Source organism: Haloarcula sp. JP-L23, assembly GCF_011602445.1.
In the GTDB taxonomy this organism is placed as follows: domain Archaea; phylum Halobacteriota; class Halobacteria; order Halobacteriales; family Haloarculaceae; genus Haloarcula; species Haloarcula pellucida.
The window spans coordinates 1,389,123-1,415,360 of the sequence record NZ_CP050014.1; the positions used below are offsets into that span (position 1 = coordinate 1,389,123).

Genomic DNA, 26,238 nt, shown 5'->3' on the forward strand with positions numbered 1-26,238 from the left:
ATGATGAGCGACCGACGACCCTCGTTATGCCGTTGCTAACCCGCTGCACCGATCCGCTCTGCATCTCTGCGGGGGGATATATAGTCACTACCACGCCGGGATTCATGGCTATAAGTGCGACCCGCGTCTGACTCCAGTCGATGGCTACGGACCACGCCGACGAGGACGTCGACCTGCTCGACGCGTTCCGGCAGTTCTTCGCGCTGGAACGGGACGTCCTCGTCCTCTCGCTGTCGATGCTTGCGTTCTCGCTCGCCTTTCAGATGACCAGTCGCTACGTCCCCGAGTACATGCGGCTCCTCGGCGCGAGCGCGGGCGTCATCGGTCTCTACGGCAGCGTCGGCAACCTCATCAGCGCCGTCTACCCCTACCCCGGCGGGGCCGTCTCGGACCGCCTCGGCTCCCGGTTCGCGCTCACGGCCTTCGCCGTGTTGGCGACGCTCGGGTTCGGCGTCTGGTACCTCGCCGCCGTCGTCGGCACCGTCGCTGTCGGTCCGGTGACCGTCCCCGCGTGGGCGTTCGTCTTCGTCGGCCTGTTTCTGGCCCAAGCGTGGAAGTCGTTCGGCCTCGGCGCGACGTTCGCGATCGTCAAGCAGAGCGTCCCGCCGGCCCGACTGGCGATGGGCTTTGCCAGCACCGAGGTGTTCCGACGACTGGGTTTTCTCATCGGTCCGTTGCTGGCGGCGGGCTTACTCGCCGTCTCGGCGACGTTCGTCGGCGGCTTCCAACTCGTCTTGCTCGTCGCGATTGCCTGTGGCGCGGTGGCGACGGTGGCCCAGCACGTCCTCTATGACGCTAGCGAGGACACGTTAGGCAAATCCTTCGAGGGGGTAGCACAGGTTATCGACGACCTTCGGGGGATGCCGATGACGCTCCGCCCCCTGCTCGTCGCCGACACGCTCGTCCGCTTTGCCAACGGCATGGTGTACGTCTTCTTCGTCATCGTCGTCACGGACTTCCTCTCGGTCGGGTTCTCCGGATTCGGCCTCTCGCTTCGGCCCGACGCCTTCTTCGGCGTCCTCCTCGGCGTGGAGATGGTCGTCGCCATCCTCTCGATGGCCCCCGTCTCGAAACTCGCCGAGTACGCCGGGCTGAAACCCGCCGTCGCGCTTGGCTTTTCGGTGTATGCCATCTTCCCGCTGGTGCTCATCTACGCACCGGCGGACCAGTGGATACTGCTCTTGCTCTTTGCGTACTCGGGCCTCCGCTTTGCGGGCCTGCCCGCGCACAAGGCGCTCATCGTCGGCCCGGCCGAACGGAACGCCGGCGGCCGGGTCACCGGGACGTACTACCTCGTCCGGAACACGCTCGTCATCCCCAGCGCGGCGCTGGGTGGCTGGCTCTACGGGAGCGAGTGGACCCTCTCGCTCCCCGAGGCCGTTGGCCCACTCGCGCTCCCCGAGTTCGCACTCCGAGCGGGCCCGGAACTGGCCTTCGGCGTCGCGACGGCGGTCGGCGTCGTCGGCGTCGCGTACTTCCTCGTCTTCGGCGAGGAGTTCGAGGCCTACGCGTGACCGACGACGAACGCCAACGCTAAACCCGGCCCGACGAACAGGGCACCAATGCGCGAGGCCCACCCCATCGAGCGAGTGGTCGGCATGGAGTACTACGTCAGCGACGCCGACGGCGTGGGCGGCCACCTGCGAGCGAGCCCCGAGGACTTCCGTGTCACCGAACTGGAGGCGTTCGATACGTCGCCCGTCGACGCCGATACCGGCGCTTACCCCCATCTGGTCCTCCGCGTCGAGTTACACAACTGGGACACGAACGACTTCGCGAGCGCGCTCTCCGACCGACTCGGAATCTCTCGCGAGCGCGTCTCGTGGGCCGGGACGAAGGACAAGCGGGCGGTCACCCGGCAGTTGTTCTCGGTGAAGGGCATCGACGCCGACGACGTGCCCGACGTGGACGGGACGGATGTCGAGGTAGTTGGCCGCGCCGGCCGGCCGGTCCTCTTCGGTGACCTTGCCGGCAACGCCTTCGACATCGTGGTGCGTGACACGGAAAACGCGGCGAACGCCGCGAGCGTACTGGCGGACCTGCGGGCGTTCGCGGGCGGTGAGGGGACCGAACCGCGAGACGGCGGTCCCGAGGACAGTGACGCCGACTCGCTCCCCGACGGCGAGTCGACCGTCGGCGTCCCGAACTACTTCGGCCAGCAGCGGTTCGGGTCGCGCCGTCCAGTCACCCACGAGGTCGGCCTCGCAATCGTCCGCGAGGACTGGGAGGGGGCGGTGCTCGCCTACGTCGGCAACCCGCACGAGCGCGAACCCGAGGCCACGCAGGCCGCCCGGTCCTACGTCGACGAGACCCGTGACTGGGAAGGTGCGCTGGACCGCCTGCCGCGGGCGCTGGGCTACGAGCGGTCGATGTGTCACACGCTCGTCGAGAACGGTGCCGAGTCGCCCGAGGACTTCCGTGAAGCCGTCGAAACGCTGCCGACGAACCTCCAGACGCTGTTCGTCAACGCCGCCCAGTCCTACGTCTTCAACCGCATCCTCTCTGCGCGACTCGAACGGGGGCTGCCGTTCGACCGCCCCGTCGAGGGCGACGCAGTGTGTTTCGCCGATAGTGACGCTCCCGAGGGATTGCGACTCCCGGACCCCGACCGCACCCAGCGCGTGACCGAGCAACGCCTGCGGACCGTCGAGCGACACTGCGAGCGCGGCCGGGCGTTCGTCACGGCACCGCTGGTCGGCACCGAGACGGAACTGGCCGCGGGCGAACCCGGCGAGATAGAGCGCGACGTGCTTGCCGACGTGGGGCTCGAACCGGGCGATTTCGATCTGCCGGGCGAGTTCGACAGCGAGGGTACCCGTCGAGCGATTATGGTCCGGACGGACCTCGGCGTCGACCGCGACGGCGACGACCTGACGTTCTCTTTTGCGCTCCCGAAGGGCAGTTACGCGACGGTCCTCTTACGGGAGTTCCGCAAGACGGACCCGGACGCGTAGGGAACGCGAACCGTCTGGCTTATCCGGCCGAGCGCCCCTACACCCACGCATGGACTGCCGGCAGTGTGCGACGCCACTCGACCGACCGGGCGACTACTGTCTGGTCTGTCACACTGCCAACACCGAGGCCGTCGTCCTCGAACTCGGCCGCGACCGGGCGACCGTCTCCTGTATCGCCGACGAGTCCGTCGTCGGCCAACGGACGGTGACGACGACGCCGGAGGGCGACGGCAGCGACGAGAAGAGTGTCGTCGAGTTGCGCAACTTCGCCGGCCTCGTCGCCGACGAAGTGCGGCGCAAGCGCCCGGAGGAGGTGTACGTCACCGGCGACCGGGACGTCATCGCCGCCGTCCGAGGCCAGTTACACCACGAGTTCTTCCGCGTCGAGGGCGACGACCCCGTCCAGCGGGTGCTGGACCGACAGGGCGAACCCGCGCTGGAAGTCGTCGACGCCGCGCCGGCCGAGAAGTTGGGCGGGAGTCACTCGACGCTCATCGGCGGTCGAACCGGCCAGCGGGTCATCCAGACCGTCGCGGGCCACCCCCACGTCAAGAAGGTCATCCCCGGCCCCATCGACGCCGGCGGGTCGGGGTCCCGGACCGGCGTCCGGGCGAAAGCGACGCGTGCGGACGCCAACGGCAACGTCCGGGTACTCATCCGCGACGGGTCGAGCGTACAGGAGAACCGCGTCGTCACGACGGCTGGCGACCGGGAACTCGGCGAACACGTCCGGGACGACCTGAACGAAGCGCTGCGGGACGCCGAGTTACAGGACTGACGCCGTCGCTTCGCGCGCGGTTCGATAGTGCTACGACCGCCGTCGGGCGTCGAAGACGGGTGGGACGACGTGGAGGGCTCCCAACAGGAGAAAGGCGACCGGTTCGACCAGCGAGAACCGCACGCTGCCGATGAGGAGGGGGGCCAATGCGACGACGCCCGAGACGAGGTAGGCCCGGCCCCGGTCGGCGTGCCCGGTACCTTCTAACAAGCCGGCCGTCCAGCAGTACCCCACCGCGGCGGCGCCGACCCACGCGTGCCAGAACGCCAGCGGTTCGGGGACGAGTCCCGCGAGACCGGTCAGCGTCAGGCCCATCGCCGTGCCGTTGACCGCCCCCCAGACGAACATCGCGTCGGAGAAACGCACGGCGTCCGGGCCGTGCAGGACCGTCGTGCCCGAAAACGCGCCCACGAGGACGACCCACAGCGCAGTGGCGCCGAGGGCGCCGACGGTCGCCCGGCCAGCAGAAACTCGGCTTCCGTGAGGCGGCCGCTGGTCGCCGGGGCGACCGCTGTGAGGCGGGTCCGGAGCCGGTCTGTCACTGCCATCGCTGGTCGTTCGGCGTCGACGGTAATGGATGTGGCTCTCCCTACGCTAGCTCTGCGGCCAGCAGGAGGACGCTCGGTGCCACCAGCAGGACGGCGCCCACGAACATGAGCAACGCCGGGAGCACGAGCAGCCCCATCTCGGTGAACAGCCACAGCCCGAGCCCCGCGAGCAGTGCGACGAGCCCGACGAGGCGCAGTAGCCATGTGACGACACCCTCGAGTTCGGAGTCTGCGACGACTTCGACGACTTCGAGTGCTTCGTCCATAGCACCAGCATCGTTTGTCATGGCGACGGTTAGTCGCTGTGGCCACGGTTCCACCGCTCGGTGGGCCGCCGCGGGTGTGAGTGCCTGACGCAGTTCAGTTTACGTCCGTCTCGAAGGGCTTATGTGGACGCTGGGCCGACCAGAGAGTACTATGGCCAACAAGAGAGGGCGAACCGGGAGCGCCGGTCGATTCGGCGCTCGCTACGGTCGCGTCGCCCGCCGCCGCGTCGCAGAAATCGAGTCGGAGATGAACGAGGACCACGCCTGCCCGAACTGCGGCGAGGACCGCGTCGACCGGCAGGGAACCGGTATCTGGCAGTGTAGCTACTGTGACTACAAGTACACCGGCGGGAGCTACAAGCCCCAGACGCCCGGTGGCAAGACCGTCCGCCGTTCGATCCGCGCCGCGCTGGCCGAAGACGAGGAATAAAGGGCCTCGACGCCCCACATATCTGGTATGAGCTACAAGTGTTCACGCTGTAAGCGCGACGTAACACTCGACGAGTACGGTGGCGTCCGCTGTCCGTACTGTGGTCACCGCGTTCTGCTGAAAGAGCGGTCGCCCGACGTCAAAGAAATCGACGTCAAGTGACGGACACACACCGAACGATTCTCACGCTCGACTACCCAGACGAAGAGCGCGCACGCCGCGTCGAGCGGAGCCTCCGCCCGGAACTGGGTGCCATCGACGGCGACCGGACGACGGCGACGCTGACCCGCGACGGCGCGACACTGGAGTGTACCGTCACGGCCACCGACCTCGTCGCGCTCCGGGCGGGGTGTAACACGTGGCTGACGCTGACGAGCGTCGCCGAGGCCGCCGGCGAGAGTCGATAGCACGCGCCGTCCTCGGGCGATTCGACTATCGATTCGGATAAATTGACCGACAGTATATAGTTGGGGGAGGTGGTGGGTACGCCCAACACGCGACGGCGGACTACTGCATGACAGAGCACTCTCAGCCTCGGACCGTTGCTGCGGACAGCCAGCAGACCGAGCGCAGCACCGTTCTGTACGTCGATGCCGACGCCGCGACACGCGAGCGAACACGGACCGGGATGACCGACCACCGACCGGACGTCGACGTCGCTGCCGTCGGGAGTTCCGATGCGGCACTCGACGTCGGCGCGTCGAGACCACCGGCGTGTCTCGTCGTCGACCCTGTCGGTATCGAAGCGGCCGACCACCTCGTCGAGACGTTCGACTGTCCCGTGATACTGTATTCGGCACGGGACCCGGCGGCCGTCGACGATGCATTGCTGGGTGCGGCGACGACAGTGGTCGAAAAGGGCCCCAGCACACACGGGGCCTTCCTCGCCGAGAAAGTCGTCAGCGTCACCGAGTCGGTGGCAGACCGGTCGACGTACGCTCTCCAGGCGGCGGTCGACGACGTCGAGAGCCGCGCCGACGAGGGCGAGTTGACGCTACTGGTCGACGACGCGGGCGACCCAGTCTGGTCGCGCGGCTCCGTCGAAGACGTCCCGGGCCTCGACTTCGAGACGGCGAACGTCTACGACGCGGTGGCGACGCTCGCGTCCGACACCGCGGCCGGGGACGTGGCGGACAGGCTCCGTTCGGACCCGACGGACCCGGTAACGGTTCGGGCCGAGACGGCCCGGGGCGAGCGGTACCTCCAGTTCCGGGGGTACGACCTGCCGGACGCCGCCGGATCGCTCCGACTCTTCGAGATCACCGACGTCACGCCAGAGGCCCGTCGGGAGGCCAGACTGTCGCTGCTCGAAATGCTGACCGAGCAGGCTCAGGACGGCCTGTATACGCTCGACGAACGCGGCGTCATCGACTACTGTAACGAGTCGTTCGCAGCGATGCTGGGCTACGACCCGTCCGAACTGACCGGCACACACGCGGCCGAGACGCTCGCGCCCGGCGAGCTGGCGAACGGCCAGCAGACCATCGAACAGTTGCTCACCAGCGACGCCGACGACACGAGCGTCGACCTCACCTGCCGATGTAAGGACGGAACGGAGCGTGAGATATCCATCCACTACACGCTGCTCCGAGACGACAGCGGCGCGTACCGCGGTCTGAACGGCGTCGCCCGGGACGTCACCGAGCGCCGTGAACGCGAGCGGCAACTCAGGGAGCGCACGAAACTGTTCGAAGGGTTGGTCGATCGCTTCCCGAACGGTACGGTGTTCCTGTTCGACGAAGCGTTCCGGTACACGGAAGCGGGCGGCGAAGACCTGGAAGCACACGGTTTCGAACCGTCGGATTTCGTCGGGAAGACGCCACGAGAGGTGCTGCCCTCAGAGAACGCGTCGCTCCTCGAAGAGGCGTACGAAGCGGCCTTCGAGGGGCGGACCAGTGCGTTCGTCGACGAGTATCGGGGCGACCACTACTACGTGCAGGTGATACCGATACGCGACGACGACGGGACGGTCGTCTCGGGCATGACCGTCGCACAGAACATCACGGACCGGATGGAGTACGAACAGGAACTCGAACAGTCGAACACGCTCCTGTCGACGTTACTCGACGCGCTCCCGGTGGGTATCCTCGTCGAGGACGACGACCGCGAGATACGGACGGCCAATCAGCGACTCGTCGACATCTTCGACATCCCCGGGTCGGCCGAAGACCTCGTCGGCACGGACTGTTCGGTCGCCGTCGAGCGCGTGAGCCAGCAGTTCGCTGACCCCGAGTGCTTCCTCGACGAGACAGAGCAGTTGCTGGCGGCCCGCTCGGCCGACCTCCGAACAGACCTCGAACTGAGCGACGGGCGGACGGTACAGCGGAGTTACCTCCCCATCGACCTGCCGGACGGCGAGGCGAACCTCTGGCTCTACCGGGACGTCACCGAGCAGCGGGATCGGGAACGAGAACTGGTGCGAACGACCGAACGCCTCGAACTCGCGCTGGAGGGGGCCGAACTGGGCGTCTGGGACTGGAACGTCGAGACCGGCGACGTCTCCTTCGACGAGCGCTGGGTGGGGATGCTCGGGTACTCCCTGTCGGACCTCGATCAGCGGATAGAGACCTGGGAGGAGCTGGTCCATCCCGACGACCTCGAACGCGCCTGGGACGCCATCGAGTCACACTTCGAAGGCGAGACGGACATCTACCAGTGCGACCACCGACTGCGGACGAAAGACGGCGACTACAAGTGGATACGGGATCTGGGCCGGGTGTTCGAACGTGACGAGGACGGCGACCCGATTCGAGCCGTCGGCATCCATCAGGACATCACCGAACAAAAGCACCGCCAGCGAGAACTCGAAACACAGCGCGACGAACTGGTGACGCTCACGCGGGTCCACGTCCTCATTCAGGACGTCATCCGAGCGCTCGGGACGGCGGCGACCCGGGACGAAATCGAGACGACCGTCTGTAACCGACTGGTCGAGTCAGACCTGTACGAACTCGCGTGGATCGGCGAGCGCGACGGGACGGGAGGGCCCCTCTCCCGGAAGACGACGGCGGGCAACGACGAGGGGTACCTCGACACCATCCAGGAACTCGCGGAACCCGTCGACCGGACGAACGACCCCGGAACGACCGCTATCCGGACCGGCGAGGTGCAGGTCATCCACGACGTGGCGACCGACGAGCGGATGGACGACTGGCGCGACGAGGCGCTGGCGCGGGACTTCCGCTCGGCCGCGGTCATCCCTCTCCGGCACGACGACGTCGTCCACGCCGCGCTCATCGTCTACGCGAACCGGGCCGAAGCGTTTAGCTCCAGAGCGCTCGACGCCCTCACGGTTCTGGGCGAGACAGTCGGATTCGCCTTCACCGCCGTCCAGAACAGACGATTACTGACACGCGACCGGATCGTCGAGATGGAGTTCAAGTCCGAAGACCCGGACGCGTACCCGCTCGTCGTGGCCCGTCGACACGACTGTCGGCTCGAATCGGCCGGAAGCGTCGATATCGGCGAGGAGGCTCTCCAGTACCTCACCGTCGACGGAGCCCCGCCAGCGGACGTCCTCGAGAGCCTGTTAGAGTTCCAGCCGGTACTCGACGGCCGGGTCATCCGGTCTGACGGGGATAGTGGTGTCGTCGAGTTCCAAACGACGGACACGTATCAGTCGCTGCTCTTGGACGTCGGTGCGCGACTCGTCGACGCCATCGCGGACCCGAATCGACTCACCTTGGTCGTCGAGGCGCCGACGGACGGCGACCCGCGGACGATACAGGAGACGCTCTCGGCCCAACTCAGCGGCTTCGCCCTCGTCTCGAAACGGGAACGCGAGCGCCGACCGACGACCGTCACGGACCAACCGCCGCTACAGGAACAGTTGACCGACCGGCAACTGGAGGTCCTCAGAGCGGCCTACCTCGCGGGGTACTACGAGTGGCCGCGGGATACGACGGCCGAACAACTGGCAGACACGCTCGACATCTCCTCGCCGACGCTCCATCAGCACTTGCGACGGGCCGAGCGGAATCTGCTGGACGGATTGCTCGACCTCTAACCACGGTATTCCACAGTCGCGTAGGCGTCAGACTGTGCCTAGAGAACTAGGTGTTGCGTTGATGCCCGATACTGTCCTGTCATTACATACGTGCTCATGAGCGACCAGTCATCCGACCCGGAACAGCAGGACCGAGCGTGGTGTGGGATGACTCCAGAGGACCGGGGCCTCACGACACCGATGATCGACGACGTGTTCGAGGCGCTGTCGGACTGGCGACGACGCGCGGTCTGTCGCTATCTCACGACCAGTGACGGAACGGGCGTCGACGTCACGACGCTTGCCACCGCTGTCGCCGACCGAGGGAAACAAACCAGTCTGCCGGTGGCCGATACGGACGTCGAGTCAGTCGAGGACGAACTGATAGAGACGCACCTGCCCGAACTCCATCGGCTGGGTATCATCGACTTCGACGAGCGGAGCGAAGCCGTCCGGTACTGGGAGTCACCGACCGTCGAGAAGTGGGCCGAACACGCCGCGGCCGTCAGCGACCGCACCGAATTCTGATACTGCCGGCTGTAATCACGCGAACGGTTTCGCCACCCAGCGTGGTGACTTTCTTCGCGAAGTTACAGCCAGCAGTATGACCGACACGTCCTTTTCCCTGTCGGCCGAGTGGCGACCATGGACCTCCCACCGGTCGGTCTGGGGACGATGGGTATCGACGACGCCGACACCGTCGCGGCGGCTATCGACGTCGGCTACCGGCACCTCGATACGGCACAGGTCTACGAGAACGAAACCGTCGTCGGCGACGGTATCGCTTCGGCACCCGTCGACCGCGATGCACTGACCGTCGCGACGAAACTGTGGATCGATTGCCTCGCCGAAGACGACGTTCGACCGGGTACCGAGGCGAGCCTCGACCGCCTCGGACTCGATAGCGTGGACCTGCTGTACGTCCACCGGCCGCGCGGCGACTACGACCCCGAGACGACGCTGCCGGCCGTCGACGCCGTTCGCGAGGCCGGCCTGACCACACACGTCGGTCTGTCGAATTTCGACCCCGAGCAACTGGCGACCGCCCGCGACCACCTCGACACTATCGCCGCACATCAGGTCGAGTTCCACCCGTACTTCCGTCAGGAGGCACTGCTTGCCGACGCCCAGCGCCACGACTATCCGCTGGTCGCGTACTCGCCGCTGGCGGGCGGGCGAGTGTTCGACGACCCGACGATACGGGCTATCGCCGAGAAACACGACACGTCGCCCGCCGCCGTCAGCATCGCGTGGGTCACGTCCCACGACAACGTCGTCACCATCCCGAAGGCGTCCTCGCGGGCCCACCTCGCCGCGAATCTCACAGCGGCGGACCTCGAACTCGACAGCGACGACGTCGAGCGCATCGACGCAATCGAGCGGCGAGAGGAACTGTTTCCCGAGTAGCCGTCCGGACCCCCACCGTTTTCTCTCTCTGTCACAACACCGATGCGTACGTCCAACGATCCGGTCGCGACGGTCGACGGCGTCCGGAACGGACCGCTACCCAGTACCTTCCGGGAACGAACCGCCGGCTTTTCACTACCGTTCCGAGACACGAACTGAGAGGCGAGACCGTTTGGGAACCTCTGTTTAGCTACCTGTCCCCGAGACTCGCCTGTTTCCCGCTGGCCCTCAGATATTCACTGCCCGCGTGTCGCTGGGCGCTCGCTATGGGCTCAGACGCTGCCGATCACGCGGGAAGAGCACGGCTTCGCGGATGTTGTCCAGTCCGAGCATCGTCATGACGAGGCGCTCGCCACCGAGACCCCACCCGGCGTGGGGCGGCATGCCGTACTTGAACATCTTGGTGTAGTACTCGAACGCCTCGGGGTCCAGCCCCTGCTGTTCGAACCCGGCGACCAGATGCTCGTAGCGGTGTTCACGCTGGCCGCCCGAGACCAGTTCCATCGACGGGTGCATCATGTCGAACCCGGTCGAGACCTCCTCGTCGTCGTCGTGGTCCTTGATGTAGAACGGCTTGATCTCGCTTGGCCAGTCGGTAATGAAGTAGTGCTCGCCGACCTCCTGTCCGAGAACGTGTTCGGCCTCCGTCGAGAGGTCGTCGCCCCAGACCAGCGGCTCGTCGAGTTCGCCGGTGGCGTTGATCTTGTCCAGCGCGTCCTGATAGGTCAGTCGCGGGAAGTCGCCCTCGGGGGCCGCAAACTCGTCTTCGAGACCGAGCGCTTCGAGTTCCTCGGCGCAGTTCTCGGCGACGCCCTCGTAGGCGGCCTTGACGACGTGTTCGCAGGCGTCCATCGCCTCGGTGTGGTCGTAGAAGGCCGACTCGAAGTCGATGGAGGTCGCCTCGTTGAGGTGCCGCGGCGTGTTGTGTTCCTCGGCGCGGAAGATCGGGCCGATTTCGAAGACGCGTTCGAGGCCGGAGCCGACCATCAGCTGTTTGAACAGCTGCGGGCTCTGGTTCATGAACGCCTCGCGGCCGAAGTACGTGATGGGGAACAGTTCGGTGCCGCCTTCGGTCCCCGTGGCGACGATCTTCGGCGTGTTGATCTCGGTACAGTTCAGCGAACGGAAAGCCTCGCGTACCGAGCGCAGAACTTCGGCACGAATCTCGAAGATGGCCTTGACCTCGTCCTTGCGGAGGTCCAGCGTGCGGTTGTCCAGTCGGGTCGGGAGTTCGGCGTCGACCTTGCCGGAGGGGTCGAGCGGCAGTTCCGGGTCGGCCTCGGCGATGACGTCGACGCTCTGGGGCGTGACCTCGACGCCGGTGGGCGCGCGTGGCTCCTCCTCGACCGCGCCGGTCACGGAGATGACGGACTCGCGGTGGACGTTCAGTCCCGTCTCCACGAGGTCCTCGTCCATCTCGTCTTTCTCGAACTTGACCTGAATCTTTCCGGTCGTGTCTCGCAGGATGAGGAACGCGATGCCACCGAGGTCACGAATCTCGTGAACCCAGCCAGCGACGGTGACTTCGTCACCGGGCTCGGCGTCCGCCGTGTAGGTGCGGTCGTCCATATCTCCCCTCTTTGCCGGGACGGACTTAAACTCCGTTTATTCGACTGCGCCACCGTCGAGGGATTCGGTCGACCGGACACGGTGGCGTGAGAGAACATGAACGTTTGTATCATGACCCGTCCAAACGATGGCCATGACCGACAGCGAGTACCCCATCGACGACCTCGACCGGCGAATCATCCACGAACTGCAGAACGACGCCCGACACACGTCCGCGAGCGAGATAGCCGAGTCCTGTGACGTCTCGGCCCGGACCGTCCGAAACCGAATCGACAAACTCGAGCAGCGGGGCGTCATTCGCGGCTACGACGTCGACGTCGACTACGAGGCGGCGGGGTACCAGCTACACACGCTCATCATCTGTACCGCACCGATACACGAACGCGAGGAGATCGCGCGACGCGCGCTCGAAGTGCCGGGCGTTGTCGCCATCCGTGAGGTGATGACCGGTGCCGACAACGTCCACGTCGAGGTCGTGGGCGTCGACGGGAACGACCTGAGCCGCATCGGACGCGACCTCAACGAGGTCGGACTCGAAGTCGTCGACGAGGACATCATCCGCAACGAGTACACGCGCCCGTTCCACCGCTTCGGCCACGACGGACTCGACGACGAATGATTCTGTAACGGGATCACACCGCCATTCCATTTCCGAACCGGAAATAAAAGCTAGGCATTTATCGCTTCTCGGAACTATTGGCTGGTATCGGCCGGGCCACCGGTCGTGAACCACCATGATGTCCCGACAGAAACTCCGAGACACGCTCGCACGAGAGAGAGGACCGCCGTCGGTACTGGTCGTCACCGATCGATTCGTCGGCGCCGAAATCGCCGGCGAACTGACCGCGATAGCGACGGTCGGCGTCGTCACCGATGCCGAGAGCGTCGCTAACCGCGAGGATGGCACGACTCCGACCGTCGGTGACGTGACGGCGGTCGAGACACTCGCCGCTGCCGATGCGACCGACGCTGACGGCGCCGTCGTCGCCCTGACGTGTGACCGTCGAACGATGTTGGTCGCACAGTTGCTTCGGGCCCGCTTCGGCGTGAGTCAGGTCACGGTCCTCGTCGACGACCCCGACTTGTGTAACTCATTCGACGATATCGCCACTGCTACCGTCTCCGAGGCGCCGGTCCTCGCCGCGGAGACCCGTCGGCGGTTCGAACCGACCCTCGATCTCGTCGTCAGGGACTAACGATGCCGAAGGACCTCGAACGCGATCTCGGACTCCCGTCGGTCGTCGCCATCTCCATCGGTGCGATGGTCGGCAGTGGCATCTTCATCCTGCCCGCACTCGCGGTCAAGGAGGCCGGTGCAGGCGTCGTCCTCGCGTACTTCTTCGCGGGCGTGTTGGTGTTGCCGGCCGCGCTCAGCAAGGCCGAGATGGCGACGGCCATGCCCGAGGCCGGCGGGACGTACGTCTACATCGAGCGTTCGATGGGGCCGTTGCTCGGAACCATCGCCGGTGTCGGGACGTGGTTCTCCCTGTCGTTTAAGGGTGCGCTCGCGCTCGTCGGCGGCGTCCCGTACCTCCTGTTGCTGTTCGACCTGCCCGTGCGACCGGTGGCGATCGCGCTGGCGGCCCTGCTGGTCGTGATCAACGTCGTTGGCGCCGAACAGACCGGCCGTCTTCAGGTCGGCATCGTCGCCGTGATGCTGGCGGCGATGGCGTGGTTCGTCGTCGGCGGCGGGCCGGCCGTCGAGACGGCCGCCTACGACGGCCTCTGGAGCTACGGTGCCGAGGGCATCTTCGCCGCCACGGGGCTCGTGTTCGTCTCCTACGCGGGGGTGACGAAGATATCGAGCGTCGCCGAGGAGATCGAAGACCCCGACCGCGTCATTCCGCTGGCCATGCTGGGGTCGCTCGCGTTCACGACGCTCCTGTACGTACTCATCGTGGCCGTCATCGTCGGCGTCGTCCCGCTTGAGACCGTCGCCGGGAGTTCGACGCCCGTCGCCGACGCAGCCGACGCGACGCTGGGAGTCGCCGGCGTGGGCGCCGTCGTGCTCGCCGCCCTGCTGGCGCTCGTGAGCACCGCCAACGCCGGCATCCTTTCGGCCTCCCGCTACCCGTTCGCGATGGCCCGCGACGCACTCGCGCCAAGCCGCCTCAGTGAAGTCAGCGACCGGTTCACGACGCCGGTCAACGCCATCACGCTCACCGGCGGCGTGATGCTGACCCTCATCGCCTTCGTTCCCATTCTCGAGATAGCGAAGCTCGCGAGCGCGTTCAAGATACTCGTGTTCGCGCTGATAAACGTCGCACTCGTCGGGTTCCGGGAGAGCGACACGGCCGCCTACGACCCGTCGTTCGAGTCGCCGCTGTACCCGTGGACGCAGGTGTTCGGGGCGCTGACCGGGTTCGCCCTGCTCACGCAGATGGGCACCGTCGCCATCGTCGGTGCCGCGGTCATCACCGCGGGAAGTACCCTCTGGTACCTGTGGTACGTCCGCCGACGGGTGTCCCGCGAGGGCGCTATCCGCGAGTCCATGCGACAGAGCGTCGGACAGGAGGCGGTCGAGCGGACCGAGACCGCGCTCGACGATTCGCTCGACGAGACGGTGCTGGTCGCCCTCCCGGAGGACGCCGACCGGGAGAGCGAGCGGACGCTGCTCGAACTGGCGTCGACGCTGTGCTCCGCGGACGGACGGGTCGCGGCCGTTCAGTTCGACGAGGTGCCGGACCAGACCCCACTGCGATACGCCTCCAGTGTCCAGACCGGGTCGGACGTCGCGTTCGAGCGGCGCACGGACGAACTGTCCGCGGGAGTCGACGCCCGCGTCGAGTACGCTGAACTGGTCAGTCACCACCCGGCGCGGGCGGTCGCCAACGCCGCCGCCGACGTCGACGCCGACCTGTTGCTGGTCGACCGCGACGCGACGTTCGGCGACGGCCGCCTGAGGCGCGACGTCGACCGTATCCGGAAGCGGACCGACTGTGACACGCTGGCGGTCCAGACCCACGACCTCGACGACGTCGCGGCGGTCACGCTCGTCGCCACCCGGGGACCCTACGACCCGACGAAGGTGCGCGTAGGTGCGGCCATCGCTGACGCGACGGATGCCTCCCTCCGACTCGTCTACCCGCTCCCGGAGCGCAGTTCGACCGAACAGCGACACGTCCTCGAGGCGTACCACGCCGATCTCGTCGCGGCCTGTTCCGTGCCGACCGAGGCAACGTTCACACCGCCCACGGGGCTCTCGGCGGCGGTATCGATGCCGGACGCCGAGACCAACATCGTGTTACACGGCCGTAACGGGGGACTCACCGCCGGCCTCTCGCGACAGGAACGGGCGACACGGGCGGTCATCGACGACAGCGACCACGCGACTATCACGGTCCACTCTAGTGGGGAGTCGGCCAGACCGCTCCGCCGGGTACTGGACCGACTCGCGTTCTGATACCCGCTATCGGTCGGCCGTCGCGGCCTTCGCGTCCTGTGCGCCCTTTACCGTCTCTCGCACGGCGTCGACGCCCTCGTCGTGGACGAGGTCGCCGACGACGATGGTGTCCGCGTGCTGGGCCATCGTCCGCGCGGACTCGTAGTCGTGGATGCCGCCGCCATAAAAGAGGGTGGCGTCGTCTAAGATGTCGGCCGCGGCGGCGACTTTCTCGGTGTCGCCGAGCATCCCGGAGTACTCGACGTAGACGATTTCCTGCCCGAGCAGGTGTTCGGCGGCCTCGGCGTAGGCGGCCACCTCGTCGGCGTCTAGGTCGCAGTTGGCCTGCGTGTAGGCTGCGACGGAGGCGTCGGGGTTCATCACGATGTACGCCTCGGTGAAGGTCCGAGACCAGTCGATCTCGTCGTCGATGCGAATCCACTCCTTGTGGGCGCCGGTTATCCACGTCACGTCGCCGGCGTTCATCACGACGGGGATGAGGTAGCCGTCGTGGCGGTCGCTGTGGACGACGGAGGCGGGGTTCGACGGTTCGATGTAGACGGGGATGTCGTACTTCCCACAGGCGTCGACGACCCGCTTCATCTTCTCCTCGGTCATCCCGGTGGTGCCACCGACCTCGATGGCGTCGGTACCGGTCGCCGCCACGTCCTCGAACGTCTCGCCGTCGACCAGCGTCTTGTCCGGGTCGATTTTGACGATGTGGTCCCAGTCCGCCCAGTCGCTCATATCGCTTTGACTTTTGCCTGTGGGCATAACGGCTTCGGATGGCGGAACAGTCCTATAGACACGTTCACACGGACGCGCCGACCTTCGTGAAGTGAGTGCACCAGCAGTTCTTAGCCGCTCGCGGCCCAGCACTGCCCTATGCATCAACTCACGACCGTCGAAACGGTCCACGACACCGGGTCGTACCTGTTCACCGCGACGGGGCCCTACGGCGACCTCGAAGAAGTCGTCGTCGTGCCCTGCGAGGACGGCGTCGAGGCGTGGGTCAACCGCTGTACCCACGAGAACCAGCACTTCGACACCGGCCGAGGGGTCCCGATGCGCGACGGACAGTTACTCTGCCCGCGTCACGGGTCGCTGTTCGACGCCTGCGAGGGCGACTGTGACAACGGCGAGGCCGCGGGGACGACCCTGCCGGGCGTCGACGTCGCCGAGCGTCACGGCACCGTCTTTCTCGTGGACGACGACTACGAGTTCTCTCACGAGGGCGGTACGGACGACGACGAGGGACCGAGTTCCTCCTCGCACCTACAGCTGTGACCCAGCGCGGATGACCGACGACAGCGACGCGAACGTCATCGACCGCGAGGACCTCCGTGCGGGCCGCGTGGAGTGTCCGCTCTGTGGCCGGCAACTCGTCGACCCGATGGCACACGCCGTGGTCTACGGGGCCGTCGACGCCGTGACGGTCGAGAACGCCGACGCTGTCGAGTGTCCGGTCTGTGACGGCGTGACGTTCGTCGTCGACGACTGAGAAGCAGGCGGTCGGAAATGCGGACGCGTTCAGGCTTCGAGTTCGGACTGCCAGTCTTGTACCTGCCCCGCGCTCACGCCCTGCACCTCGGCAGCGATGCCGTCGGGGTCGGCCGCCCGCAGGTCGTCCAGCGATTCGATGCCAGCGGCGGCGAGTTTATCCGCCGTCGCGGCCCCGATACCGTTCAGGTCTTCTAAGTCCTCGACGGCGTTGCGGGCCTGATACTCCTCGAAGTTACAGATGGGACAGCCCAGTTCCCACGGGTCGTCGCTGTCGGGGTCGACGACGAGTTCCGGGAGGTCGTGCTCCTCGCAGAACGCCTCGGTGACCTCGATGTCGCCGTTGCGGGGGAGCGGCAACGAGTAGTCGCAGTCGGGGTAGCGCGTACACCCGACCAGCCGGGACCCCGAGCGGAGGTGTTTGATGGCGAGTTCGCCGCCTTCCTCCGCGTCGCCTCCTTCGGCGGCTTCACCGCCTTCGTCTCGTTGCTCCGCCGGAGCAACGCCACACTCGGGACAGGGACCGATGACTTCGTCGTCGCTCTCGTCGGCCTTCTCGGCCTCACAGCGGGGACAGCCGTGGACGAAGGTGTCGCGGCCGGCGAGCATCTTCACGTGGTGCATGTCGTGTTCCTCGCACGTCTCGTCTAGCACGAGCGGCTCGCCCGTCGACGGGAGCGGCAGCGTGTTCCGACACTCCGGGAAGCCGTCACAGCCGACGAAGTACGACCCCTGCCGGGACCGCCGGACGAGCATGCTCTCGCCGCACTCGGGACACGGGCCCAGCGTCTTGTCCGCTTTCAGTGACTCCTGTAAGTGCTCGCCGATTTCCTCACGAGAGGCCGCCAGTTCGTCGAACACTTCCTGGAGCATCTCGCGGGACTCGTCGGCCACCTCTTCGAGGGTCGCCTCGCCGTTGGCGATGCGGGTCATGTCCCGCTCTAACTGGGCGGTCATGTCGTCGCTGACGACGCGGTCGGCGAACTCCTCGGCGGCCTCCACGACGGCGTTCGCGAGCGCCGTCGGCCGCGGGGGGTCGCCCTCGATGTAGCCCCGGTCGTACAGTTTCTCGAGCGTGTTGTGCCGGGTCGCCTTCGTCCCCAGTCCGAGGTCCTCCATCGTCTCGATGAGGCGAGACTGGCCGTAGCGCCGCGGTGGCTGGGTCTGTTTGGCGTCCAGTCGGACCTCCGAGATGGAGAGTTCCTCGCCTTCTTCGACGTCGGGGACGTGGTTTTCGCTGGCGCTGGAGTAGGGGTAGACGGCGTGGTAGCCCGGTTCGACCAGCCGCTTGCCGTTGGCCTTCAGCGAGCGACCGCCGGCCTCGCTGACGACGCGCAGGCGCTCCCACGTCGCCGCCTCCGCGACGGTGGCGAAGAAGCGCCGGACGACGAGTTCGTATATCTCCCACTCGTCTTCGGAGATATCTGCCTTCGAGGGTATCTCTCCGGTCGGGTGGATGGGCGGGTGGTCGGTCGTCTCCTCGTCGCCCTCGGTGGCGACGATGTCGTCCTGTTCGAGCAGGGACTCGGCGTCCTCGCCGAAGGTGGGAGAGCCGACGAACTCGTCCAGCAGAGCGTCTTCCTCCAGATCGTCCGGATAGACGGTGTTGTCCGTCCGGGGATAGGTCATGTAGCCGGCGGTGTACAGTTCCTCGGCGATGGACATCGCGCGCTGGGCGGAGTAACCGAGCGAACTGGCCGCAGAGATGAAGGCGGTGGTGTTGAACGGCGTCGGCGGACTGTCGGTGCGGGTACGCCGGCGGACGCTCGTCACGGTGGCCGTGTCGACGCTCGTCAGGTCGGCGTAGGCGGCGTCGGCGTCGGCCTCGTTCCAGACGCGTTCGGCCTCGCTGCCGTCGTCGTCGTAGAAGTACTGGGCCTCGAACCCGGAGCCGTTCTTCTGGAGGTCGGCGAATATCTCCCAGTAGTCCTCGGGGTCGAACGCCTCGATTTCGCGCTCGCGGTCGACGATGAGTTTCAGCGTCGGGGACTGGACTCGGCCCACCGAGATGAAGTCATCACCCAACTGCCGGGCCGACAGCGAGAGGAAGCGGGTCAGCGCCGCCCCCCACACGAGGTCGATAATCTGGCGGGCCTCGCCGGCGGCCGCGAGGTCGAAGTCTATCTCCTCGGCGTCGGCGAAGGCGTTGCGGACCTCGCGCTCGGTGATCGAAGAGAAGCGCACGCGGGAGACGGGGATGTCCGTCTCCTCGCGGATGAGTTCGTAGGCCTCCTTCCCGATGAGTTCGCCCTCGCGGTCGTAGTCCGTCGCGACCACGGCCTCGTCGGCCCGGCGAGCGAGCGTCTTGAGCGTCGTGACGATGTTCTCTTGGGTCGGTTCCTTGGTCACCTCGGCGTCGATGAGTTCGGCGGGTTCGACGTCGCGCCAGTCGTTGTACTCCGGCGGGAAGTCGACGCCGACGACGTGCCCCGAGAGGCCGACGACGCGCGTGTCCCCCCACCGGTAGACGTTGACGCCGTTTCGTCGCTCGGCCGTCGCGCTCCCTTCCGAGAGAATCTCGGCGATGCGCCGGGCGGCGTTGTCCTTCTCCGTGATGATTAGCTCCATCGGACACCACCTGCGGTAGTCATTAGCGGTCGGTACGCCCGGAGACGTTCTAAAGACTTTCGGCGGAAATCGGCCGACAGCGCGGGTGTGCGGGCGCTTGCGGGCGCACCTACACGCACGCGCGGTGGGGGCTGATAGGTCGGCACGCGCCGGGTACCACCACCCAAACGGTCGCTCGGACACGACGCCGGCATTAAATAATATATTGGTGTATTGACGATACTAGTGTGTTATTAGTTAACTTTTAACAATGTGGGCTGCCTTGACCCGCTCGTCCCAGTATCGACGTGACCCGGTCCGGCGGTCGACGAAGTGTCGGCGACGCACACCAGTCCACGACGTCCCGATAGCGACCGTGAGAAGGACCGACATCGACACCGACGCACCGCTGTCCGACCCCCACGACCAGCGTGCGAACTGTGGCGTGGGCGTCCTCGTGAACCTCGACGGGCGGCGAACGCACGACGTCGTCGAGGACGGGTTCGAGGTGCTGGAGAACCTCGACCACCGCGGCGCACGCGGCGCGGAGGCGAACACCGGCGACGGGGCCGGGATGCTCGTCCAGAAACCCCACGCCTTCTTCAGCGACGTCGTCCCCGACCTCGGCGAGTACGACGAGTACGGCGTCGGACAGGTGTTCCTCCCACGGGACCCCGCCGAACGCGACCGGTTCCGTGACCTGCTGGAGAGCGCGGCCGCCGATGAGGGGTTCGAGGTGGTCGCGTGGCGAGAGGTGCCGACGGACAACACCGGCCTCGGAGAGACGGCGCTGGAGAGCGAACCCGCGGTCTGGCAGGTGTTCGTCGAACCGACGGATTCGCTCGACCCCGAGGCCCTCGATACGCGCCTGTACGTCCTGCGACGGGTCGTAGAGCGGCGGGTCGACGAGCGTGACCCGCCCGGTGCGGACCGGTTCTACGTCTGCTCGCTGGACCGCCGCACGGTCGTCTACAAGGGCCTGCTGACGAACGGACAACTCCGCTCGTATTACCCCGACCTCTCGGACGAGCGGTTCCGAACGAAACTCGTCTTCGTCCACGCGCGGTTCTCGACGAACACGCTCGGCGCGTGGGAACTGGCCCACCCCTACCGGAAGGTCATACACAACGGCGAGGTCAACACGCTGCGTGGCAATCTCAACTGGATGGCCGCCCGCGAGTCCGACCTCGACAGCCCCGAACTGGGCGCACACGTCGAGAAACTGACGCCCATCACGCACGCCGACCAGAGCGACACGGCCGTCGTCGACAACGTCCTCGAACTCCTCGTCGAGGGTGGGCGCTCGCTCCCGCACGCCCTCCGGATGCTGGTCCCCGAGGCGTGGCACGGCGACGACGCGATGGACGCCGACCGGCGGGACTGGTATCGCTACCACGCGACGATCAACGAACCGTGGGACGGCCCGCTTCTCGTGGCCGCGACGGACGGCGACCGCGTCGGTGCGGTGCTGGACCGCAACGGCCTGCGCCCCTGCCGGTACTACGTCACGGCGGACGACCGACTGGTGATGGCCAGCGAGACGGGCGTCTTAGACGCCGACCCCTCGGCGGTGGTCACGAAAGACCGCCTCCAGCCCGGTCAGATGTTCTACGCCGACCCCGACGAGGGTCGCATCGTCCCGGACGAGGAGGTGTTCGACCGCCTCACCGACGAGCAGTACGGCGCGTGGGTGGCCAGCGAGCGAGTCGACCTCGCGGACCTCGTGGACGGGAGCGACCCACCACCGTCGCCGCCAGCCGACGCCGACGTCCGCGCTCGGCAGCGGGCCTTCGGCTACACGCGCGAGCATCTGGACCGCCTCGTCGAACCGATGGCCGACGACGGAAAGGACCCCATCGGTGCGATGGGCAACGACACGCCGCTGTCGGTGCTCTCGGAGCGCAACAAGACCCTCTTTACGTACTTCAAACAACTGTTCGCGCAGGTGTCGAACCCGCCGCTGGACTACATCCGCGAGGACGTCGTCACCTCGCTACACACCCACGTCGGCCGCCAGCGGAACCTGCTCGGCGAGACGCCGGCCCACGCCCGACGGCTGTTCTGCGAGTCGCCGATACTCACCCGCGAGGAACTCGCTGCCGTCGAGAACATCGACCGGAACGGCATCCGCGCCGCCACGATAGACCTGACCTACGAGAAGGGAGCGACGAGTCTGGAAGCCGCCGTCGAACGTGTCCGCGAGGCCGCCGACGCGGCCATCGACGACGGGTGCGAGGTACTCGTCCTCTCGGACCGGGCCGTCGGTCCCGACCGCGTGCCGATTCCGTCGTTGCTCGCCGTCGGCGCGGTCCACCACCACCTCGTCCGCACCGGCCGTCGCACGCACGTCGGGTTGGTCCTCGACTCCGGCCAGCCGTGTGCGGTCCACCACGTCTGTACGCTCGTCGGCTACGGGGCCGACGCGCTCTGCCCCTCCCTCGCCTACGAGAGCATCGACGCGATGGTCGCGGACGGCGTGCTGGAGTGCGACCGTGAGGAGGCGCTGGCGGCCTACCGGCACGCCCTCGAAGACGGCCTCCAGAAGGTGATGGCGAAGATGGGCATCTCGACGCTGTCGAGTTACAAGGGCGCGCAGGTGTTCGAGGCCGTCGGCTTGGACTCCCAGTTCGTCGCGGCGTACTTCGCGGGGACGACGGCTCGGACGGAGGGCATCGACGTCGACGATTTGGAGGCCGACGTACTCGAACGCCACCACAGCGCCTTCGAGGCCGACGCGGGGAGCGACTTAGACCCCGGCGGCGAACTCTACTGGCGGCGCGACGGCGAGTTCCACCAGTGGAACCCCAACACCATCGGCAAACTCCAGTACGCCGCACAGGCTGGCGACTTCGCGGCCTATCGGGAGTTCGCCGAGATGGTGAACGACCAGCAGGAACGCCTCCAGACGCTCCGGGGCCTCCTCGAACTCGACACCGAGGGCCGCGAGTCGGTCCCGCTCGAAGAGGTGGAACCCGTCCACAGCATCGTCGAGCGGTTCTTCACCGCCTCGATGTCGTTCGGGTCGCTCAGCAAGGAGGCCCACGAGACGCTGGCCGTCGCGATGAACCGCATCGGCGGGACCGCCTGCTCCGGCGAGGGCGGCGAACCCGTCGAGCGGTTCGGCACCGAACGCGAGTGCGGGAACAAGCAGGTCGCCTCGGGTCGATTCGGCGTCACCGCGACGTATCTGGCCAACGCCGACCACCTCGGCATCAAGATGGCACAGGGGTCGAAACCCGGCGAGGGCGGCCACCTCCCCGGCGAGAAGGTCAACGAGATAATCGCCGAGACGCGCAACACGACACCCGGCGTCCCGCTCATCTCGCCGCCGCCCCACCACGACATCTACTCCATCGAGGACCTCGCGCAACTCATCCACGACCTGAAGTGCGCGAACGCCGAGGCCGACGTCCACGTCAAACTCGTCTCCGAGGCCGGCGTGGGCATCATCGCCGCCGGCGTCGCGAAGGCGAAAGCCGACGCCGTTCTGATAAGCGGCCAGTCGGGCGGCACCGGCGCGTCGCCGAAGACGAGCATCAAGTCCGCCGGCCTCCCGTGGGAACTGGGCGTCGCCGAGGCGAACCAGATTCTCCGGGCGAACGACCTGCGCTCGCGCATCCGCGTCCGTGTCGACGGCGGCATGAAGACAGGCCGTGACGTCGTCGTCGCGGCGCTGTTGGGTGCCGAGGAGTACGGTTTCGGGACCGCACCGCTCGTGACCTGTGGCTGTATCATGCTCCGGAAGTGCCACTGTAACACTTGCTCGGTCGGCGTCGCCACGCAGGACCCGGACCTCCGGGAGAAGTTCCCCGGCCGGCCCGAGTACGTCGTGAACTACGTGACCTGCATCGCACAGGAGGTCCGGGAGTACATGGCCGAACTGGGCGTCCGGTCGATGGACGACCTCGTCGGCCGGGTGGACCTGCTCTCTCAGCGCGAGGTGAGCCACGACCGCGCCGCGTCGGTGGACCTCTCGGCGCTACTGACCGCGCCCGAGGGCGGCGGCCGCCGGCAGACCCGGACACAGGACCACGGGCTGGACGAGAAACTCGACCACGAACTCGTCGACCGGGCCAGACCGGCACTGGAACGCGGCGAGTCCGTCGACGTCTCGCTCCGGATTCGCAATCGGGACCGCACGGTCGGGACGATGCTGAGTTCCGAGGTCGTCTCCCGCTACGGCGAGGCGGGCCTCCCCGACGACACCATCTCCGTCGCGTTCGAGGGGTCGGCCGGCCAGAGTTTCGGCGCTTTTCTCGCGTCGGGGGTCACCCTCTCGTTGGCCGGCGACGCCAACGACTACGTCGGGAAGGGGCTCTCCGGCGGGAAAATCGTCGTGCGGACGCCGGCCGACGCGGCTTACGACGCGACCGACAACGTGGTGGTCGGCAACGTCGCGCTGTACGGTGCCACCGACGGCGAGACCTACGTCAACGGCGTCGCCGGCGAGCGGTTCGCCGTCCGAAATTCCGGCGTGACGGCCGTCGTCGAGGGCGTCGGAGACCACGGCTGTGAGTACATGACCGGCGGCGTCGTCGTCGTGTTGGGCGACACCGGCCGGAACTTCGCCGCGGGGATGTCCGGCGGCGAGGCGTACGTCCTCGATAGGGACGGCACGTTCCGCGACCGGGTCAACACCGGGATGGTCCACTTCGACCCACTGGACGACCGTGACCGCCGCCTCGTCAGGCGGATGGTCGAGAACCACTACCGCTACACCGGCAGTGACCGCGCCCGCGAGGTGCTGGACGACTGGGAGACCACCGTCGCACAGTTCGTGAAGGTGATGCCGGACGCCTTCGCCGACGTGTTGGACGACCGCCTCGCCGAGGGTGAGGACCCGCGGGCGTCGCTCCCGCCGGAACCGGCGGCCGCCGCAGAACGGGTGACCACAGATGACTGAGCCACATCCGAACGGCTGGCGCGACCACGACCGGGCGGACATCGAGAAGCGTGACCCGGCGGCACGAGTCGAGGACTTCGACGAGATCTGGCAGGAGACGTGGGACGCCGAGACGCTCCGCGAGCAGGGAGAACGGTGCATGGACTGTGGCGTCCCCACCTGCATGAGCGGGTGCCCCATCGGTAACGTCGTCCCAGAGTGGAACGACCTCGTCTACCGCGACGACTGGCGGCGGGCGCTCGACCGACTCCACGAGACGAACAACTTCCCGGAGTTCACGGGCTACACCTGTCCGGCGCCGTGCGAGAGCGCCTGCGTCCTCGCGTACAACGACGACCCGGTGACCATCAAGAGTATCGAACGGGCCATCGTCGACGTGGGGTGGGCGGAGGGGTGGATAACGCCCGAACCGCCGGACGAGCGGACCGAGTACCACGTCGGCGTCGTCGGCAGTGGGCCGGCGGGACTGACGGCCGCCCAGCAACTCGCTCGCGTGGGCCACCGCGTCACGGTGTACGAACGCGACGACGCCCTCGGCGGCCTCATGCGCTACGGCATCCCCGACTTCAAGTTCCGGAAGTCCCGCATCGACCGCCGAATCGACCAGCTACGGGCCGAGGGCGTCACGTTCGAGACGGACACCGAGGTGGGCGGCGACGTGCCGGCCGACGCCCTCGTCGAGAACCACGACGCCGTCTGTCTCGCCGTCGGCGCACAGCGTCAACGCGACATCGACCTCCCGGGGCGTGACCTCGACGGCATCTACCTCGCGATGGACTACCTCCGCCAGACGAACCGCGAACAGGCGGGCGACGACGTCGAGCGGATTCCCATAGAGGGGCGCGACGTCGTCGTGCTGGGCGGCGGCGACACCGGTGCGGACTGCGTGGCGACGGCCCACCGACACGGGGCGTCACAGGTCGTCCAGATAGGCATCCGGGAGCAACCGCCCGAGGAGCGGCCGCCGAACAACCCGTGGCCCGAGCAACCGAAGACGTATCACAAGACGTACGCGCAGGAGGAGGGCGGAAGCGAGGCGTTCGGCGTCGACACGCAGGCGTTCGTCGACACCGACGGCGACGGCCACGTCGACTGCCTCGACGCCGAACGGGTCGAGTGGACCTACGACGAGGACGGTGCGCGCGCCGAGAAGACCGTCGTCGACCCCTCTCTGGAGATTCCCGCCGACGCCGTCTTCGTCGCCATCGGGTTCACCGGTCCCACGAACAACCCGTTCGCGGACCTCGGGGTCACACGCGGTGCCGACGGAACCTTCGAGACGGACGAGCGGAAGATGACGGCCGTCGACGGCGTGTTCGCCGCCGGTGACGCGACACGGGGCCAGTCCCTCGTCGTCTGGGCCATCGGCGAGGGACGCGACGCCGCCCGCCACGTCGACGCGTACCTCACCGGCGAGACAGACCTCCCGCCGAGTCTGGAGACGGACAACCCGTCGTTGCTCTAGTTCGACGTGAGCGATTTCACCACGCACACCCGCTCCACGTCTCCGTCTCGCTCGATTGTCCCGCCACGGTCGAACCCGCGCTGTTCGAAGAAGCCGACGGCGTTCCGTGGCACCGCGGCGTGGAGCCGGTCGCGGCCCGCCTCGCGCGCCCGCCGTTCGAACCGTTCCAGAAGCGTGCTCGCACAGCCCCGTCCCTCGTGGTCCGGAGCAGTGTAGAGCGCGCCGAGTTCGCCCGTCTCGGAGTCCAGTGCGCCGTAGCCGACCGACGTGACCTCGCTCTCGGCGACGAGGACGACCCACGCCGGGTCGGCTACCCACTCGGGCAGACGGTCGTCCGGCGACGCCACGAGGTCCGCGAACGCCGCGCGGTCGTACTCGCCGGTAAACCCGGCCTCGATGGCCTGTCTGCGAATTACGTCGAGTGCGGGGACGTCGGCGGCGGTGGCTTCGCGAACGTTCATGCGTGGTCGGACGGTGCGTCGTCCGTCGTCGGAATGTCGGCCG

22 protein-coding genes are annotated in these 26,238 nt (G+C 67.1%); 16 read left to right on the forward strand and 6 right to left on the reverse strand.

The window, feature by feature from the left end:
• The first annotated feature begins 140 nt into the window (after positions 1-140).
• From G9465_RS07080 to G9465_RS07090, 3 genes are read left to right on the forward strand one after another with little or no spacing between them, the layout of a single operon-like run.
• Positions 141-1,514 carry an MFS transporter gene (locus G9465_RS07080; RefSeq protein ID WP_166968492.1) on the forward strand — a complete coding sequence of 458 codons (1,374 nt, stop codon included), beginning with the start codon at positions 141-143 and terminating at the stop codon, positions 1,512-1,514.
• A gap of 48 nt (positions 1,515-1,562) precedes the next feature.
• Positions 1,563-2,954, forward strand: coding sequence for a tRNA pseudouridine(13) synthase TruD (gene truD, locus G9465_RS07085; protein ID WP_166968493.1), 1,392 nt, complete (start codon positions 1,563-1,565; stop codon positions 2,952-2,954).
• Positions 2,955-3,003: 49 nt separating this feature from the next.
• Positions 3,004-3,732: a DUF2103 domain-containing protein gene (locus tag G9465_RS07090; protein ID WP_166968494.1), complete on the forward strand. Its 729-nt coding sequence runs from the start codon at positions 3,004-3,006 to the stop codon at positions 3,730-3,732.
• Positions 3,733-3,762: 30 nt separating this feature from the next.
• On the opposite strand, the gene G9465_RS07095 is transcribed toward G9465_RS07090, so the two are convergent.
• Both G9465_RS07095 and G9465_RS07100 read right to left on the reverse strand, forming a co-directional pair.
• Positions 3,763-4,143: a hypothetical protein gene (locus tag G9465_RS07095; RefSeq protein WP_166968495.1), complete on the reverse strand. Its 381-nt coding sequence runs from the start codon at positions 4,141-4,143 to the stop codon at positions 3,763-3,765.
• A gap of 178 nt (positions 4,144-4,321) precedes the next feature.
• Entirely contained in the window at positions 4,322-4,567 is a 246-nt protein-coding gene (locus G9465_RS07100; protein ID WP_227015747.1) for a hypothetical protein, read from the reverse strand.
• A gap of 130 nt (positions 4,568-4,697) precedes the next feature.
• Here G9465_RS07100 and G9465_RS07105 point away from each other — a divergent pair, with 130 nt between their 5' ends.
• From G9465_RS07105 to G9465_RS07130, 6 genes are all read left to right on the forward strand, one after another.
• Positions 4,698-4,976, forward strand: a complete 279-nt coding sequence (locus G9465_RS07105) for a 50S ribosomal protein L37ae (protein WP_166968496.1) — start codon at positions 4,698-4,700, stop codon at positions 4,974-4,976.
• Between the two features lie 27 nt (positions 4,977-5,003).
• The gene (locus G9465_RS07110) at positions 5,004-5,138 is read left to right on the forward strand and encodes a DNA-directed RNA polymerase subunit P (RefSeq protein WP_166968497.1); all 135 of its coding nucleotides are present in this window, start codon (positions 5,004-5,006) and stop codon (positions 5,136-5,138) included.
• Entirely contained in the window at positions 5,135-5,383 is a 249-nt protein-coding gene (locus tag G9465_RS07115) for a KEOPS complex subunit Pcc1 (protein ID WP_166968498.1), read from the forward strand. The genes G9465_RS07110 and G9465_RS07115 overlap by 4 nt, the downstream gene beginning before the upstream one ends.
• A gap of 107 nt (positions 5,384-5,490) precedes the next feature.
• The gene (locus G9465_RS07120; protein WP_166968499.1) at positions 5,491-8,982 is read left to right on the forward strand and encodes a PAS domain S-box protein; all 3,492 of its coding nucleotides are present in this window, start codon (positions 5,491-5,493) and stop codon (positions 8,980-8,982) included.
• A 147-nt stretch (positions 8,983-9,129) separates the two neighbouring features.
• On the forward strand, positions 9,130-9,489 hold the full coding sequence (locus G9465_RS07125; RefSeq protein ID WP_166972946.1) for an ArsR family transcriptional regulator: 360 nt from the start codon (positions 9,130-9,132) through the stop codon (positions 9,487-9,489).
• 117 nt (positions 9,490-9,606) lie between these two features.
• Positions 9,607-10,368, forward strand: coding sequence for an aldo/keto reductase (locus G9465_RS07130; protein ID WP_166968500.1), 762 nt, complete (start codon positions 9,607-9,609; stop codon positions 10,366-10,368).
• A 264-nt stretch (positions 10,369-10,632) separates the two neighbouring features.
• On the opposite strand, the gene aspS is transcribed toward G9465_RS07130, so the two are convergent.
• Entirely contained in the window at positions 10,633-11,937 is a 1,305-nt protein-coding gene (gene aspS, locus G9465_RS07135) for an aspartate--tRNA(Asn) ligase (protein ID WP_166968501.1), read from the reverse strand.
• Positions 11,938-12,070: 133 nt separating this feature from the next.
• Here aspS and G9465_RS07140 point away from each other — a divergent pair, with 133 nt between their 5' ends.
• The 3 genes from G9465_RS07140 (at position 12,071) to G9465_RS07150 (ending at position 15,340) form a co-directional block, all read left to right on the forward strand.
• On the forward strand, positions 12,071-12,556 hold the full coding sequence (locus G9465_RS07140) for an Lrp/AsnC family transcriptional regulator (RefSeq protein ID WP_166968502.1): 486 nt from the start codon (positions 12,071-12,073) through the stop codon (positions 12,554-12,556).
• A gap of 118 nt (positions 12,557-12,674) precedes the next feature.
• The gene (locus tag G9465_RS07145) at positions 12,675-13,133 is read left to right on the forward strand and encodes an NAD-binding protein (protein WP_166968503.1); all 459 of its coding nucleotides are present in this window, start codon (positions 12,675-12,677) and stop codon (positions 13,131-13,133) included.
• Positions 13,134-13,135: 2 nt separating this feature from the next.
• Positions 13,136-15,340 carry an APC family permease gene (locus G9465_RS07150; protein ID WP_166968504.1) on the forward strand — a complete coding sequence of 735 codons (2,205 nt, stop codon included), beginning with the start codon at positions 13,136-13,138 and terminating at the stop codon, positions 15,338-15,340.
• Between the two features lie 6 nt (positions 15,341-15,346).
• Here the strand turns inward: G9465_RS07150 and G9465_RS07155 are convergent, their stop codons facing one another.
• A complete protein-coding gene (locus G9465_RS07155) occupies positions 15,347-16,066 on the reverse strand; it encodes a phosphoglycerol geranylgeranyltransferase (RefSeq protein WP_166968505.1) in 720 nt (239 codons plus the stop codon).
• A gap of 138 nt (positions 16,067-16,204) precedes the next feature.
• Here G9465_RS07155 and G9465_RS07160 point away from each other — a divergent pair, with 138 nt between their 5' ends.
• The gene (locus G9465_RS07160) at positions 16,205-16,606 is read left to right on the forward strand and encodes a Rieske 2Fe-2S domain-containing protein (protein WP_166968506.1); all 402 of its coding nucleotides are present in this window, start codon (positions 16,205-16,207) and stop codon (positions 16,604-16,606) included.
• Positions 16,607-16,616: 10 nt separating this feature from the next.
• On the forward strand, positions 16,617-16,820 hold the full coding sequence (locus G9465_RS07165) for a hypothetical protein (protein WP_166968507.1): 204 nt from the start codon (positions 16,617-16,619) through the stop codon (positions 16,818-16,820).
• A 29-nt stretch (positions 16,821-16,849) separates the two neighbouring features.
• Here G9465_RS07165 and G9465_RS07170 read toward each other — a convergent pair whose 3' ends face one another.
• Positions 16,850-19,387 carry a DNA topoisomerase I gene (locus tag G9465_RS07170; RefSeq protein WP_166968508.1) on the reverse strand — a complete coding sequence of 846 codons (2,538 nt, stop codon included), beginning with the start codon at positions 19,385-19,387 and terminating at the stop codon, positions 16,850-16,852.
• Positions 19,388-19,637: 250 nt separating this feature from the next.
• On the opposite strand from G9465_RS07170, the gene gltB reads away from it, so the two are divergent.
• Together gltB and G9465_RS07180 are read left to right on the forward strand one after the other, a co-directional pair.
• Positions 19,638-24,269, forward strand: a complete 4,632-nt coding sequence (gltB, locus tag G9465_RS07175) for a glutamate synthase large subunit (protein ID WP_166968509.1) — start codon at positions 19,638-19,640, stop codon at positions 24,267-24,269.
• Complete coding sequence (locus tag G9465_RS07180) at positions 24,262-25,734, forward strand: glutamate synthase subunit beta (RefSeq protein WP_166968510.1); 1,473 nt, start codon at positions 24,262-24,264, stop codon at positions 25,732-25,734. Before gltB ends, G9465_RS07180 begins: the two co-directional genes overlap by 8 nt.
• Here G9465_RS07180 and G9465_RS07185 read toward each other — a convergent pair.
• Positions 25,731-26,195, reverse strand: coding sequence for a GNAT family N-acetyltransferase (locus tag G9465_RS07185; RefSeq protein ID WP_166968511.1), 465 nt, complete (start codon positions 26,193-26,195; stop codon positions 25,731-25,733). The two genes, G9465_RS07180 and G9465_RS07185, sit on opposite strands and share 4 nt — an antisense overlap.
• Between the last annotated feature and the right edge of the window lie 43 nt (positions 26,196-26,238).